At 61.2% G+C, this 14,181-nt stretch carries 13 protein-coding genes; 7 read left to right on the plus strand and 6 right to left on the minus strand.

Annotation, left to right across the window (positions count from 1 at the left end):
• Positions 1 to 101: 101 nt before the first annotated feature.
• Positions 102 to 1,400, minus strand: a complete 1,299-nt coding sequence (locus BK670_RS28330) for an MFS transporter (RefSeq protein WP_095119761.1) — start codon at positions 1,398 to 1,400, stop codon at positions 102 to 104.
• Positions 1,401 to 1,775: 375 nt separating this feature from the next.
• On the opposite strand from BK670_RS28330, the gene BK670_RS28335 reads away from it, so the two are divergent.
• Positions 1,776 to 2,180, plus strand: a complete 405-nt coding sequence (locus BK670_RS28335) for an acyl-CoA thioesterase (protein WP_003229628.1) — start codon at positions 1,776 to 1,778, stop codon at positions 2,178 to 2,180.
• A 57-nt stretch (positions 2,181 to 2,237) separates the two neighbouring features.
• Entirely contained in the window at positions 2,238 to 3,137 is a 900-nt protein-coding gene (locus tag BK670_RS28340; protein ID WP_123454736.1) for a D-hexose-6-phosphate mutarotase, read from the plus strand.
• Between the two features lie 84 nt (positions 3,138 to 3,221).
• Here the strand turns inward: BK670_RS28340 and BK670_RS28345 are convergent, their stop codons facing one another.
• The 5 genes from BK670_RS28345 to BK670_RS28365 all read right to left on the minus strand — a co-directional run bounded on the left by BK670_RS28345 (position 3,222) and on the right by BK670_RS28365 (position 7,033).
• Positions 3,222 to 3,758, minus strand: coding sequence for a DUF3299 domain-containing protein (locus BK670_RS28345; protein WP_007920225.1), 537 nt, complete (start codon positions 3,756 to 3,758; stop codon positions 3,222 to 3,224).
• 93 nt (positions 3,759 to 3,851) lie between these two features.
• Positions 3,852 to 4,097 carry a GlsB/YeaQ/YmgE family stress response membrane protein gene (locus tag BK670_RS28350; RefSeq protein WP_007920223.1) on the minus strand — a complete coding sequence of 82 codons (246 nt, stop codon included), beginning with the start codon at positions 4,095 to 4,097 and terminating at the stop codon, positions 3,852 to 3,854.
• A gap of 110 nt (positions 4,098 to 4,207) precedes the next feature.
• Positions 4,208 to 5,290, minus strand: coding sequence for a 5-(carboxyamino)imidazole ribonucleotide synthase (locus BK670_RS28355; protein ID WP_047596872.1), 1,083 nt, complete (start codon positions 5,288 to 5,290; stop codon positions 4,208 to 4,210).
• 10 nt (positions 5,291 to 5,300) lie between these two features.
• Complete coding sequence (gene purE, locus BK670_RS28360) at positions 5,301 to 5,792, minus strand: 5-(carboxyamino)imidazole ribonucleotide mutase (protein WP_007954291.1); 492 nt, start codon at positions 5,790 to 5,792, stop codon at positions 5,301 to 5,303.
• A gap of 332 nt (positions 5,793 to 6,124) precedes the next feature.
• A complete protein-coding gene (locus tag BK670_RS28365; protein ID WP_095113189.1) occupies positions 6,125 to 7,033 on the minus strand; it encodes a LysR substrate-binding domain-containing protein in 909 nt (302 codons plus the stop codon).
• A 180-nt stretch (positions 7,034 to 7,213) separates the two neighbouring features.
• Here BK670_RS28365 and aspA point away from each other — a divergent pair, with 180 nt between their 5' ends.
• From aspA to BK670_RS28390, 5 genes are all read left to right on the plus strand, one after another.
• A complete protein-coding gene (gene aspA / locus BK670_RS28370) occupies positions 7,214 to 8,638 on the plus strand; it encodes an aspartate ammonia-lyase (RefSeq protein ID WP_123454738.1) in 1,425 nt (474 codons plus the stop codon).
• 483 nt (positions 8,639 to 9,121) lie between these two features.
• Complete coding sequence (locus tag BK670_RS28375) at positions 9,122 to 10,567, plus strand: alanine/glycine:cation symporter family protein (protein WP_123454740.1); 1,446 nt, start codon at positions 9,122 to 9,124, stop codon at positions 10,565 to 10,567.
• Between the two features lie 172 nt (positions 10,568 to 10,739).
• A complete protein-coding gene (locus BK670_RS28380) occupies positions 10,740 to 11,744 on the plus strand; it encodes an asparaginase (RefSeq protein WP_123454742.1) in 1,005 nt (334 codons plus the stop codon).
• Positions 11,745 to 11,946: 202 nt separating this feature from the next.
• A complete protein-coding gene (locus BK670_RS28385; RefSeq protein WP_123454744.1) occupies positions 11,947 to 12,939 on the plus strand; it encodes an AraC family transcriptional regulator in 993 nt (330 codons plus the stop codon).
• 124 nt (positions 12,940 to 13,063) lie between these two features.
• Positions 13,064 to 14,095 (plus strand): histone deacetylase family protein, encoded by a 1,032-nt coding sequence (locus BK670_RS28390; RefSeq protein ID WP_123454746.1) that lies wholly within the window; start codon positions 13,064 to 13,066, stop codon positions 14,093 to 14,095.
• The last annotated feature ends 86 nt before the right edge of the window (positions 14,096 to 14,181 follow it).

The following is a 14,181-nucleotide window of genomic DNA, read 5'->3' on the forward strand; positions in this document are numbered from 1 at the left end:
CCCCCATTCGCGAGCAGGCTCGCTCCCACAGTTGAAATGCATTCCAATGTGGGAGCGAGCCTGCTCGCGAAAGGGCCGGTACTGCTGGAGGAAATTCCGGATCAGCGCCCCTTCTTCCAGAGCCACGCCCCGACCAGAATCCCCATCGCACACAGCACTGCCACATAGTAGGCCGGGCCCATCGCGCTTTCTTTCAGCAGCAGACTGACCACCATCGGCGTCAACCCGCCGAAGATCGCGTAAGCCACGTTGTACGAGAACGACAATCCGCTGAAGCGCACCACCGGCGGGAACGCTTTCACCATCACGTACGGCACCGCACCGATGGTGCCGACCAGGAAACCGGTCAACGCGTACAGCGGGAACAGCCAGTTCGGGTGATCGGCGAGGCTGTGATAGAAGGTCCAGGAGCTGATCAGCAGGCCCAGGCAACCGAACACAAACACGCGCCCGGCACCAAAGCGATCCGCCAGCGCGCCGGAAATGATGCAGCCAATGCTCAGGAACACGATCGCCAGACTGTTCGACTGCAACGACTCGGTCGGCGAGAAGTGATAGACCGTTTGCAGCACGGTCGGAGTCATCAGGATCACCACAACGATCCCGGCAGACAGCAACCAGGTCAGCAGCATCGAGATTGCAATCGCCCCGCGATGATCGCGCAGCACCGCGCGCAGCGGCACCTCTTCGGCCAGCGCCTTGCGCAATTGCAGTTCAGCGAACACCGGGGTTTCGTGCAGCCAGCGGCGCAGATAGACCGAGAACAGGCCGAACACGCCGCCGAGCAGGAACGGGATCCGCCAGGCGTAATCGGACACTTCGGCAGGCGTATAAATGCTGTTGATTGCCGTAGCGACCAGTGAGCCGAGCAGAATACCGGCGGTCAGGCCGCTGGTGAGGGTGCCGCAGGCGTAGCCCATGTGCTTTTGCGGTACGTGTTCGGAAACGAAGACCCACGCACCCGGCACTTCGCCGCCAATCGCCGCGCCCTGAATGACCCGCATCAATAGAAGAAGGATTGGCGCCCACATGCCGATCTGCGCGTACGTTGGCAGCAGACCCATGATCAGGGTCGGCACGGCCATCATGAAAATGCTCAGGGTGAACATCTTCTTGCGCCCCAACAGGTCGCCGAAGTGCGCCATGACGATGCCACCCAGCGGCCGCGCGAGATAGCCGGCAGCAAAAATGCCGAAGGTCTGCATCAGGCGCAGCCACTCGGGCATGTCGGCCGGGAAGAACAGCTTGCCGACCACGGTGGCGAAGAAGACGAAGATGATGAAATCGTAGAATTCCAGCGCGCCGCCGAGGGCCGACAGCGACAGAGTCTTGTAATCATTGCGGGTCAACGGTCGTGCGGGTTGCTCGGGCTGCGCGAGGCTCGAAGGCGCTGTGGTCATGGCAAGGGCTTCTCTTATAGTCGGATCTGCCGCCACAACAACGCTGGCGGTGGCTTGGGCAGGTTCGGCACGATAGCAAATTGTTCGAAAAAGCACATAGAGACGCGTAATTGACGGTCGAAATGAGAACCGGATGGTCGTCGCGGAGTCTACCGACCGATATACTCGCAACCTGCTCCGGTTTGTAGGGGGTTGCTGTGCGAAAACGTCGTTGGCCCGGCCTTTGCTCGGGATTAGCCGGTTTCGCAGAGTTTCTCCTTAGGCGCCTGATGGAAAACGTGACGAACGTAGTATGTTCGGTGCTGAATCGTTTTTCCCGAAGACGGCTACCACCAGCAATACCAACAAGAGTCACGGGTCAGAGGCACCCCCGGCATGATAGAGCTCGAACAAGAAGATCCGATCCCGCAAGGCGACCTGGCCTTGCAAATCACCGCACTCCCGCGCGAAACCAACGGCTTTGGCGATATTTTCGGTGGCTGGCTGGTAGCGCAGATGGATTTGGCCGGCACCGCAATGGCCAGCCGTGTCGCTGGCGGCCGTGTTGCCACGGTTGCCATCGACCGCATGGCGTTCCTCGTGCCCGTGGCTGTCGGTGCGCAATTGTCCTTTTATACCCAGACCCTGGAGATCGGCCGCAGCTCGATCCAGATGATGGTCGAAGTGTGGAGCGACGACCCGCTGTCCAGCGAGTGGCGTAAAGTGACCGAAGCGGTTTTCGTCTTCGTCGCCATCGACGGCAGCGGTCGCACTCGCTCGGTTCCACCACGCGCGCGCTAAACCTCGCGGCCGTTTGACGGTCGATAGTTGTCCTTGTTACTGATCGAGAGCTGTCCCATGAACACGCCCAACGTTGAAGCCGTGAAACTGGATGAACTGAACTGCTGGCGCATCCGCCACGGTCAGGCCGAAGTGCTGGTGGCCCAGCAAGGCGCGCACATCCTCAGTTATCAGATCGATGGCCAGCCGCCGATCATCTGGCTCAACGACAAGGCCGACTTCAAGACGGGCAAAAGCATTCGCGCCGGTGTGCCGGTGTGCTGGCCGTGGTTCGGCAAGTTCGAACGCAACCCGCAGAGCGTGCAGGCCATGTACGCCGGCGAGCAACCGGCACCCGCGCACGGTCTGGTGCGGGCGATGGATTGGGAGTTGGGCGGCATCGAATCAGAGGCTGACGGCGTCAAGGTCGAATTCAGGCTGCCCTACCCCGAAGGTGGCCTGCCGGGCTGGCCGCATCAGGTCGATCTGACCCTGACCTTGCATCTGTCCGAACAACTGAGTTTCAGCCTGACCAGCCACAACCGTGGCAGTGACACCGTCAGCCTGAGCCAGGCGCTGCACACTTACTTCGCGGTCAGTGACGTGCGCAATGTGCACGTCGATGGCGTGAATGGTTTGAATTACATCGAGACGCTGGATGACTGGAAAACCAACAGCCAGCAAGGCGATCTGCATTTTGCCGGTGAGACCGACCGCATCTACCTTGATGCGCCGCCACAACTGAGCATCGTCGACCCGGCCTGGGAGCGACGCATTGTGCTGACGGCTACCGGTTCGCGCACGGCAGTGATCTGGAACCCGTGGATCGACCGCGCAGCAGCGCTGGCCGACATGGATAACGATGGCTGGCAGCGCATGCTGTGCATCGAGACGGCGAATGTGATGGATGACGTGGTGACTTTGGCGTCGGGTGCGAGCCACACCATGGGCGTGAGTGTCGCCAGCAAAGCACTTTAAGATCAAAAGATCGCAGCCTTCGGCAGCGCCTACAGGGGAATGCATTCCAATTACAGGAGCTGCCGAAGGCTGCGATCTTTTGCTTTAGAGATCAGATTCCTGCACCACCCGCACCTTATCCGCTTCCAGCGCATACGCCGCATCGGCCAGGTCATTGCTGACCTTCTCGACCTTCAGCGTGCCGGTCACCCACAGCGGCGTGTAGATATCGTCCAGCTTCAAGCCTTTCGGATAACGCACCAGCACCAGTTGATTCGGTGGCGGTGGCGGCACATGGATGCACGCGCCCGGGTACGGCACGAGGAAGAACAGCGTGCTGCGGCCCTTGGCGTCGGACTCCAGCGGCACCGGATAACCCCCGATGCGGATGTGCTTGTCATTCATCGACGCCACGGTTTTGGTCGAATACATCACCGCCGGCAGACCTTTGGCCTGCTTCATCCCGCCCTTCTCGGTGAAGGTGCCGGTGGCTTCCGGGGAGTTATGGTCGATTTCAGGCATGGCCTCGAGGGCCTTTTGGTCCGACTTGGGCATCAGTTCGAGCCAGTCGGTTTCCGGCAGTTCGCCGGCGTGGGCCAAACCGCTGCCCAGGAAAAGGAGAGTCAACAGAAGACGGCGCATGAAGGTGCTCGGTATAGAAAGAAAGGAACAGTGAATCGCCGAGCATTCTAGCCCTCCCGGCCACTTTGGCAGAGAGGGCTTTGTCGCTTTGGATCAGTTCTTTTTGATCAGGCCGTAGATCACCAGCAACACGATGGCGCCGACCAGTGCGCCGATGAAACCTGCGCCCTCGCCGGCGTGATAGATGCCCAGAGCCTGGCCGCCGTAAGTGGCTGCCAGCGAACCGCCGATACCGAGCAGGATGGTCATGATCCAACCCATGCTGTCATCGCCCGGTTTCAGGAACCGAGCCAGCAGGCCGACGATCAGGCCGATAAAGATGGTTCCGATAATTCCCATGGCATTTCCCTCTGAATAGTAGATATGCGAAGCCTAGTCAGACTTTGGCATCCTGCCATGAGAGAACGGCGGCCCCTGAATGGTTCCGCCGCTGCCACATGAAACTGTCGTTACTCGGCGATCAGCGCTTCGACCTTGACGATCTGCGCCTGCAGCGTGGCCATGTCGGCGCAGCGCAGGTTGGCGTGACCGACCTTGCGCCCGGCCTTGAAGGCCTTGCCGTAGTGATGCAGATGGCAGTCTTCGATAGCGATGACTTTCTCCACCGGCGGAACCACACCGATGAAGTTGAGCATTGCGCTCTCGCCGACCTTGGCCGTCGAACCCAGCGGCAGGCCGGCAACGGCACGCAGGTGGTTTTCGAACTGGCTGCACTCGGCGCCTTCGGTGGTCCAGTGCCCGGAGTTGTGCACGCGCGGGGCGATTTCGTTGGCCTTGAGGCCACCGTCGACTTCAAAGAACTCGAACGCCATCACGCCCACATAATCGAGCTGCTTGAGCACACGGCTGGAGTAGTCTTCGGCCAGCGCCTGCAACGGGTGATCGGTGCTGGCCACGGACAGCTTGAGGATGCCGCTGTCGTGGGTGTTGTGCACCAACGGATAAAACTTCGTTTCACCATCGCGGGCACGCACGGCGATCAGCGAGACTTCACCGGTGAACGGCACGAAGCCTTCCAGCAGGCAGGCAACGCTGCCCAGCTCGGCAAAGGTGCCGACCACGTCTTCCGGCTTGCGCAGGACTTTCTGGCCCTTGCCGTCGTAACCCAAAGTGCGGGTTTTCAGCACGGCCGGCAGACCGATTGAAGCCACGGCGGCGTCCAGATCGGCTTGCGACTGGATGTCGGCGAAGGCCGGAGTCGGAATCCCCAGGTCCTTGAACATGCTCTTCTCGAACCAGCGGTCGCGAGCGATGCGCAGGGCTTCGGCGCTCGGATAAACCGGCACGAATTGCGAGAGGAATGCCACGGTTTCGGCCGGGACGCTTTCGAACTCGAAGGTCACCAGATCGACTTCATCGGCCAGTTGGCGCAGATGATCCTGATCGCCGTAATCGGCCCGCAGGTGTTCGCCCAATGCGGCCGCACAGGCGTCCGGCGCAGGGTCGAGGAAAGCGAAGTTCATACCCAGCGGAGTGCCCGCCAAGGCCAACATGCGACCCAACTGGCCGCCACCGATTACACCGATCTTCATCTCAACAACCTCAGGCAATACGTGGGTCTGGATTGTCCAGGACGCTGTCTGTCTGCTCGGCACGGAAGGTTTTCAGTACCGCGTGGAACTGTGGATGCTTGGCGCCGAGGATGCTCGCCGAGAGCAGAGCAGCGTTGATCGCGCCAGCCTTGCCGATGGCCAGGGTGGCGACCGGAATGCCCGCTGGCATCTGCACGATCGACAGCAGCGAGTCGACGCCCGAGAGCATGGCCGACTGCACCGGCACGCCCAGCACCGGCAGGTGGGTCTTGGCCGCACACATGCCTGGCAGGTGGGCTGCACCACCGGCACCGGCGATGATCACCTCGATGCCGCGGCCTTCAGCCTCTTCGGCGTACTGGAACAGCAGATCCGGGGTGCGGTGGGCAGAGACCACTTTGACCTCGTACGGGATGCCGAGCTTTTCCAGCATATCGGCGGTGTGGCTAAGGGTGGACCAATCGGACTTGGAGCCCATGATCACGCCAACCAGTGCACTCATCGTCGCGCCTCTTCTCTCTGGAGCGCCCGCAGGCGCGTCATAAAACAACAAGCCACGCAGGTTGCGTGGCTTGATTGTACGAAAAATGGCCGGACGTACCGGCCGAAGGCCGCGCAGTATACCGCAAAGAAAGCAATAAACAGCCCCCTGCGCGACCATCTGTCATCTGCCGCAAAAGCCCGGTTTTATTGACCTGAAGGTCAGCGACAGAACACCGCAAATCCCCTGTAGGAGTGAGCCTGCTCGCGATGGCGGTGTGTCAGTCACATCGTCGCTGAATGTGCTGACGCTATCGCGAGCAGGCTCACTCCTACATTGGATCTCTGTTCAGGTCAGGAAGCTTGTGCAGCACCGCCCTCGAGCTTGCGCCAGAGCAGGCGCACGTTGGCCTTGCGCACCAGCGCGCAACGATAGAGGCGGATCTCCAGCGGCACATGCCACTGCGGGCCGCCGCAGACCACCAGTTCGCCACGGGCCAGTTCAGCGCGAACGCTCAACTGCGGCACCCAGGCGATGCCGAGGCCTTCCAGGGCCATGCTCTTCAGGCTGTCGGCCATGGCCGTTTCGTAGATCGTGGTGAAACGCAGCTGACGCTGACGCAGCAAACCGTTCACCGAACGCCCGAGAAACGCCCCGGCGCTATATGCCAGCAACGGCACACTCGCGTCACCTTCCAGATCGAATAAAGGCTTGCCCTCGGCGTCCGCCGCGCAAACCGGCAGCATCTCGGTCTGGCCCAAATGCAGTGACGGGAAGATCTCCGGGTCCATCTGCATCGCCGCATCCGGGTCATAGAACGCCAGCATCAGATCGCAGCCGCCTTCACGCAAGGCATGCACCGCGTCGCCGACGTTGGTCGCGACCAATCGCGTGGCGATGTTCAAGCCTTCATTACGCAACTGCGCGATCCAGCGCGGGAAGAAGCCCAGCGCCAGCGAGTGCGCGGCAGCCACTTGCATCACTTCACCCTGCCCGCCTTCCAGATGATGCAAATGGCGCAGCACTTCCCCGAGCTGTTCGACCACGGTGCGTGCGGTCACCAGAAACAACTGCCCGGCCGCCGTCAGTTCGACCGGCGTGCGCGAGCGATTGACCAAGGTCAGCCCCAACGCGGCTTCAAGGCTACGGATCCGCCGGCTGAATGCCGGCTGGGTCACGAAGCGCCGTTCAGCCGCCTGCGAGAAGCTGCGGGTGGCGGCCAGAGCACTGAAGTCCTCAAGCCATTTGCTTTCCAGATTCATCACGTCCTCCCGGACACGCACCAAAACAGGTCACACGTCTGCCGCGCACGCGGCGTCACACGGGCATTATGCCGAATGTGCATAGGGCAGTGCTGAACAGCATTGGCCCAAAAATTCCCACAAGCCTAGCATTCGCAGCGTTCCGGCACAGACCGGGTCCATATCGAGATGATTTCTATCATGTCCTCCGCTGCATCTTTCCGCACAGAAAACGACCTGCTTGGCGCCCTCGAAGTACCGGCTCAAGCGTATTACGGCATCCAGACCCTGCGAGCGGTGAACAACTTCCGCCTCTCGGGCGTTCCGATTTCGCATTACCCGAAACTGGTTGTCGGCCTGGCAATGGTCAAACAGGCCGCTGCTGACGCCAACCGCGAGTTGGGTCACCTGAGCGAAGCCAAGCACGCTGCCATCAGCGAAGCCTGTGCCCGATTGATCCGCGGTGATTTCCACGAAGAGTTCGTGGTTGACATGATTCAAGGTGGCGCCGGTACTTCCACCAACATGAACGCCAACGAAGTGATCGCCAACATTGCGCTTGAAGCAATGGGTCACCAGAAAGGCGAGTACCAGTACCTGCACCCGAACGACGACGTCAACATGGCGCAGTCGACCAACGACGCCTACCCAACGGCGATCCGCCTGGGCCTGTTGCTCGGTCACGACACCCTGCTGGCCAGCCTCGACAGCCTGATTCAGGCGTTCGCGGCCAAGGGCAAAGAGTTCGATCACGTCCTGAAAATGGGCCGTACCCAACTGCAAGACGCCGTGCCGATGACCCTCGGCCAGGAATTCCGCGCGTTCGCCACCACCATGGGCGAAGACTTGGCGCGTCTGAAGACGCTGGCCCCGGAACTGCTGACTGAAGTGAACCTGGGCGGCACCGCGATCGGGACCGGCATCAACGCCGACCCGCGTTATCAAGCGCTGGCGGTCCAGCGTCTGGCCCTGATCAGCGGTCAACCGGTAGTGCCGGCGGCCGACCTGATCGAAGCGACTTCCGACATGGGCGCCTTCGTGCTGTTCTCCGGCATGCTCAAGCGCACCGCGGTCAAGCTGTCGAAGATCTGCAACGACCTGCGTCTGCTGTCGAGCGGTCCACGCACCGGCATCAACGAAATCAACCTGCCAGCGCGTCAACCAGGCAGCTCGATCATGCCCGGCAAGGTCAACCCGGTGATCCCGGAAGCTGTTAACCAGGTGGCCTTCCAGGTCATCGGTAACGACCTGGCGCTGACCATGGCAGCCGAAGGCGGCCAACTGCAGTTGAACGTGATGGAGCCGCTGATCGCCTTCAAGATTTTCGACTCGATCCGCCTGCTGCAACGCGCCATGGACATGCTGCGCGAGCACTGCATCGTCGGCATCACTGCCAACGAAGCCCGCTGCCGCGAACTGGTCGAACACTCGATCGGTCTGGTCACCGCGCTGAACCCGTACATCGGCTACAAAAACGCCACCCGCATCGCCCGTATCGCCCTTGAAAGCGGCCGCGGCGTGCTGGAACTGGTGCGCGAAGAAGGTCTGCTCGACGAAGCCAGTCTCGCCGACATCCTGCGCCCGGAAAACATGATTGCTCCGCGTCTGGTTCCGCTCAAAGCCTGAGCCGACGCGTTACGTGTAGCACCGCTCACCAGGTCGAGGGACTAGACACCTCTCACCTTTTGAGGGCCTGGGGATCAGTCCCCAGGCCCTTTTTTTTAACTTTTTGCGGGCAGGACGTTAGATGTTTTGTGCTTTTGACACCGCCAAGATCGCAGCCTTCGGCAGCTCCTACATTGATTGACGTGCACCTGTAGAAGCTGCCGAAGGCTGCGATCTTTTGATTCTGCAGCACCTCGTTTCGTCGCTTGCACCACGACTGTGCAGACGGGCGCGCCACTGATCGGTATAGTGCCGCCCCTCTTCGCATGAGCGGTCGTCGGTAACGAGGCCATAACCCATGTGAAACCCGAACTAATAACAAACCCGCGAAATGGATCCGGGACGAAACCTTCGCCTCACCCGTCGTGCCGCGCGCACACCGGTGTAACACGATGTTTCTTCCATCCAGCATTTGCTCACACAAAAAACAGCGAGGAAAAATCCATGCTCGAAGTCATTAACGACTTCCTCTCAGGGAAAGTACTGATCGTGCTCATTGTCGGGCTCGGTAGCTACTTCACGATTCGCTCGCGTTTCGTTCAATTGCGCCACTTCTTCCACATGTTCGCGGTGTTCCGCGACAGCCTGAAAAGCAGCGGCGGGCAACTCAGCTCGTTCCAGGCCCTGATGCTCAGCCTCGCCGGCCGTGTCGGTGCAGGCAACATCGCCGGTGTCGGCATTGCCGTAACCCTCGGTGGGCCGGGTGCGGTGTTCTGGATGTGGGTGACCGCACTGGTCGGCATGTCCAGCAGCTTCTTCGAATGCACCCTGGCTCAGGTGTACAAGCGCGCCGATGGCGACGGCCTGTACCGTGGTGGCCCGGCCTATTACATCCAGCACGGCCTGAAACTCAAAGGCATGGCGGTGGTGTTCTCGATCCTGCTGCTGGTCACCTACGGCTTCGCCTTCATCGGCCTGCAGTCCTACACCGTGACCCACTCGCTGCAGAACGCCTTTGACTTCGATCCGCGCCACACCGGTATCGTCCTGGCGGTGCTGCTGGCCATCACCTTCATCGGTGGCATCAAGCGCATCGCCGCAGTGTCCGACCTGCTGGTACCGGTCAAGACCCTGGCCTATATCGGTGTGACCCTGTACGTGATCGGCACCCAGATCGAACACGTGCCAGCCATGCTGGAAACCATCTTCAAGAGCGCATTCGGCCTTGACCCGGCCTTCGGCGGCCTGCTCGGCAGCGCCATCGTCATGGGCGTGAAGCGTGGCGTGTTCGCCAACGAAGCGGGCCTGGGCAGTGCGCCAAACGTCGCCGCCGTGGCCTCGGTGAAACACCCGGGCGCACAGGGCGTGGTTCAGGCTTTCAGCGTGTTCCTCGACACCTTCGTGATCTGCACCTGCACCGCGTTGCTGATCCTGCTGTCGGGCTTCTACACCCCGGGCTTCGAAGGTGACGGCATCGTCCTGACCCAGAACTCGCTGGCCGCCGTGGTCGGTGACTGGGGCCGCATCTTCGTCAGCGTCGCGCTGTCGTTGTTCGTCTTCACCTGCATCCTCTACAACTACTACCTGGGCGAGAACAGCCTGCAGTTCCTCAGCCGCAACCGCGCCTTGCTGATGGTTTTCCGCGGTCTGGTGCTGGCGCTGGTGGTATGGGGTTCGATGCAAGACCTGTCGACCGTGTTCGCCTTCGCTGACATCACCATGACCTGCCTGGCCTTCGTCAACCTGATGGCCCTGGCCATGCTGTTCAAGGTCGGCATGCGTGTAATGCGCGACTACGACGAGCAGCGCCGCGCGGGCGTCAAGCAGCCAGTGTTCGACTCCAGCAAATTTGCCGATCTGGACCTCGACCTGAAAGCCTGGCCGGCCGACGCGCCAGCCACCGGCAAGACCGAAGCCGAGCCGCAAGGCGTGCCTGCAGCGCAACGCTGACAGGTGAATGACGGGCGCATCCCCTGCGCCCGTCAGTTATTGTGATGCAATAACTTGTAGGAGCGAGCCTGCTCGCGATAGCGGTTGATCAGTCGACATTAATGTTGAATGGCATGCCCCTTTCGCGAGCAGGCTCGCTCCCACAAGGACCTCATCCTTTCGGAGAATCCCCATGAATTCGTCGACCTACCCCGCCGCCCAACACGTCATGGTGCTCTACACCGGTGGCACCATCGGCATGCAGGCCAGCGCCAACGGTCTGGCCCCGGCATCCGGTTTCGAAGCGCGGATGCGCGACTACCTGCACAGCCAGCCTGAACTCGTTGTGCCGCAGTGGCGCTTCCGGGAAATGTCGCCGCTGATCGACAGCGCCAACATGACCCCGGCCTATTGGCAGCAACTGCGTGAAGCAGTGGTCGATGCCGTGGATGTGCAAGGCTGCGACAGCGTGCTGATCCTGCACGGCACCGACACCCTGGCTTACAGTGCGGCGGCGATGAGCTTCCAGTTACTGGGGCTGAATGCTCGCGTGTGCTTCACCGGTTCCATGCTGCCGGCGGGCGTTACCGACAGCGATGCCTGGGAAAACCTCGGCGGTGCGCTGGTTGCCCTCGGCCAAGGTCTGGCGCCGGGCGTGCATCTGTACTTCCACGGCGAACTGCTGGCGCCGACCCGTTGCGCGAAAGTGCGCAGCTTCGGGCGTCATCCGTTCAAGCGTCTGGAGCGTCAGGGCGGCGGTGTGAAAGCCGCTTCGATTCCATCGGCGTTGAATTACAACCAGCCAAAGCAACTGGCCAAGGTTGCCGTGCTGCCACTGTTCCCCGGCATCAGCGCCGAAATCCTCGACGGTCTGCTCGACAGCGGCATCCAGGGTTTGGTGCTGGAGTGCTACGGCAGCGGCACCGGGCCGAGCGACAACCCGCAATTCCTCGCCAGCCTCGGCCGCGCGCGGGATAACGACGTGGTGGTGGTTGCGGTCACGCAATGCCATGAAGGTGGCGTCGAGCTGGATGTTTACGAAGCCGGCAGCCGTTTGCGTGGCGTTGGTGTGTTGTCCGGTGGCGGCATGACCCGCGAGGCGGCGTTCGGCAAATTGAACGGATTGCTGGGCGCAGGCCTGGAAACCGCTGAAGTCCGCCGACTGATCGAACTCGACCTGTGTGGCGAACTGATCTGACACAACGCAATACTCTGTAGGAGTGAGCCCCTGTGGCAAGGGAGCTTGCTCCCGCTCGACTGCGAAGCAGTCGCAATATTTTGGGGCCGCTGCGCGCGCCAGCGCGAGCAAGCTCCCTCACCACAACAGCCCTCCCACAGTTTGATCGGCGTCCGGCATGCAACTTGCTGCGCCACAGCCATCCCCAAGGCTGGAAGATCTTATGCTGCACTCCCACCTCACCACCCTCAACGCAGTTTCGCTGGTGCTCAATACCTTCAAGGCCGAAGGCTTATCGAGCGAGGCGTTGCTGGCCGGCAGCGGCATCAGTGCGGCGGATCTCAGCCGTGCCGACACGCGCATCACCACCAATCAGGAGATGCAGGTCTGCGCCAACGCGGTCGCGCTCAAGCATGACATCGGTCTGGAACTGGGCCGGCGCATGCATGTTTCCTGCTACGGCATCCTCGGTTACGCACTGCTGACCTGTGCCACCTTCGGTGACGCTTTGCGCCTGGCGATTCGTTATCCGGCGCTGTTGGGAACACTGTTCGAACTGAGTCTGGAAGACGACGGCGAACGTGTCTGGTTCGTCGCCGCCGATTATCGCGAGAGCCCGGCGATGGCGGTGTTCAATGCCGAGTTCTGCCTGGTGTCGCTGAAAGTCATTTGTGATGACCTGCTCGGACATCCGCTGCCCTTGCTCGCCACCCGATTCGAACACGCCGCACCGGACTATCGCGACAGTTATGCCGAGCACTTCGACTGCTCGCTGCATTTCGCCGCCAAGGACAACGCCTTCGCCTTCGACCGTCACTGGCTCGACCAACCGCTGCCGCTGGCCGATGCCATCACCCATCAAGCCATGGCCGAACGTTGCCGCAAGCAGAACCTTGAGTTCACCGGACGCCAAGCGTGGCTCGGGCGCATCCGTCAGTTGCTCAGCGCTCAATTGAACGCTGCGCCGGGGCTGGAAGGTCTGGCGCAACAGATGAAGTGCTCGCCACGCACGCTGCGCCGGCATCTCAAGGACATGGGCAGTAGCTATCAGGAACTGCTCGATGAACTGCGCTTCGAGCGGGCCAAGCAGATGTTGTGTGAGGATCAGTTGCCGATCTACCGCATCGCCGAAACCCTGGGCTTCAGCGAGACCGCGAGTTTTCGCCATGCCTTCGTGCGCTGGAGCGGCGTGGCGCCGAGCCAGTTCAGGGCCTGAAGGGGCGAATTGCGGTCAGGACTTTTGGCCATATCCATCCCCTTTTGGCCTTTCCTGCCGTTCTCTGATTCGCCGCGCGCCGCAACACTGAGGTCAACCGAATCAGCCCTGCGGAGAACAACAAATGCTGACGATCTACTCGGACGATCACCACCTGCACCATGGCCGCTGCGAACTCATCGATGGTCAGCTCAAGCCGTGCTTCGAGATGCCGTCACGCGCCGATCATGTGCTGCAACGTGTACAGAATCAAAATCTCGGCCCGGTCGAGGCGCCGAAGGATTTCGGTCTGGAACCGATCGCCCGCATCCACAGCCGCGACTATCTCGACTTTTTCAAAGGCGCGTGGGCGCGCTGGACTGAATTCAACACCGACGGCGATCTGCTGCCCTACACCTGGCCGGCGCGCACCCTGCGTGCAATCAAACCGACCAGCCTGCATGGCCAGCTCGGCTATTACAGCTTCGATGGCGGCGCACCGATCACCGCCGGCACCTGGCAAGCGGCGTACAGCGCAGCGCAAGTCGCGCTGACCGCGCAAGCAGAAATCCAGCGTGGCGCGCGCAGTGCCTTCGCCCTGTGTCGCCCGCCGGGACACCACGCCGCCAGCGATTTGATGGGCGGTTATTGCTACCTCAACAATGCCGCCATCGCCGCTCAAGCGTTCCTTGATCAAGGCCACCAGAAAGTCGCGATTCTCGACGTCGATTACCACCACGGCAACGGCACCCAGTCGATTTTCTATGAGCGCAGCGACGTGCTGTTCACCTCGATCCACGGCCACCCGGAAGCGGAATTCCCGTTCTTCCTCGGCTACGACGATGAGCGCGGCGAAGGTGCCGGTGAAGGCTTCAACTTCAACTACCCACTGCCGGCCGGTTCCGCTTGGGACGTGTGGAGCGCCGCGCTCGATCAGGCTTGCGACGAGATCGAGCGCTATGGCGCGGAGATCATCGTTGTTTCGCTCGGCGTCGACACCTTCAAGGACGACCCGATCTCGCAGTTCAAACTCGACAGCCCGGACTATCTGGCCATGGGCAAACGTATCGCCGCACTCGGCAAGCCAACGCTGTTTGTGATGGAAGGTGGCTATGCGGTGGAAGAAATCGGCATCAACGCAGTGAACGTACTTGAAGGTTTCGAAAGCGCTGAGTAACCCGAAAAACGGCTGAAGACCCGCGCTCGCGGGTCTTTTTTTGCCCGCAAGATTTATGTACCGCACGCCACCACGACCCGACCTCT

Source organism: Pseudomonas fluorescens, assembly GCF_003732425.1.
Lineage (GTDB): Bacteria > Pseudomonadota > Gammaproteobacteria > Pseudomonadales > Pseudomonadaceae > Aquipseudomonas > Aquipseudomonas fluorescens_BE.

Bases quoted from the DNA above. Each gene is read 5' to 3' on its own strand.
- BK670_RS28330 (WP_095119761.1), bottom strand. From the start codon at position 1,400: ATGACCACAGCGCCTTCGAGCCTCGCGCAGCCCGAGCAACCCGCACGA.
- BK670_RS28340 (WP_123454736.1), top strand. From the start codon at position 2,238: ATGAACACGCCCAACGTTGAAGCCGTGAAACTGGATGAACTGAACTGC.
- BK670_RS28335 (WP_003229628.1), top strand. From the start codon at position 1,776: ATGATAGAGCTCGAACAAGAAGATCCGATCCCGCAAGGCGACCTGGCC.
- BK670_RS28350 (WP_007920223.1), bottom strand. From the start codon at position 4,097: ATGGGAATTATCGGAACCATCTTTATCGGCCTGATCGTCGGCCTGCTG.
- BK670_RS28345 (WP_007920225.1), bottom strand. From the start codon at position 3,758: ATGCGCCGTCTTCTGTTGACTCTCCTTTTCCTGGGCAGCGGTTTGGCC.
- BK670_RS28380 (WP_123454742.1), top strand. From the start codon at position 10,740: ATGAATTCGTCGACCTACCCCGCCGCCCAACACGTCATGGTGCTCTAC.
- BK670_RS28385 (WP_123454744.1), top strand. From the start codon at position 11,947: ATGCTGCACTCCCACCTCACCACCCTCAACGCAGTTTCGCTGGTGCTC.
- purE (WP_007954291.1), bottom strand. From the start codon at position 5,792: ATGAGTGCACTGGTTGGCGTGATCATGGGCTCCAAGTCCGATTGGTCC.
- BK670_RS28375 (WP_123454740.1), top strand. From the start codon at position 9,122: ATGCTCGAAGTCATTAACGACTTCCTCTCAGGGAAAGTACTGATCGTG.
- BK670_RS28390 (WP_123454746.1), top strand. From the start codon at position 13,064: ATGCTGACGATCTACTCGGACGATCACCACCTGCACCATGGCCGCTGC.
- BK670_RS28365 (WP_095113189.1), bottom strand. From the start codon at position 7,033: ATGAATCTGGAAAGCAAATGGCTTGAGGACTTCAGTGCTCTGGCCGCC.
- BK670_RS28355 (WP_047596872.1), bottom strand. From the start codon at position 5,290: ATGAAGATCGGTGTAATCGGTGGCGGCCAGTTGGGTCGCATGTTGGCC.
- aspA (WP_123454738.1), top strand. From the start codon at position 7,214: ATGTCCTCCGCTGCATCTTTCCGCACAGAAAACGACCTGCTTGGCGCC.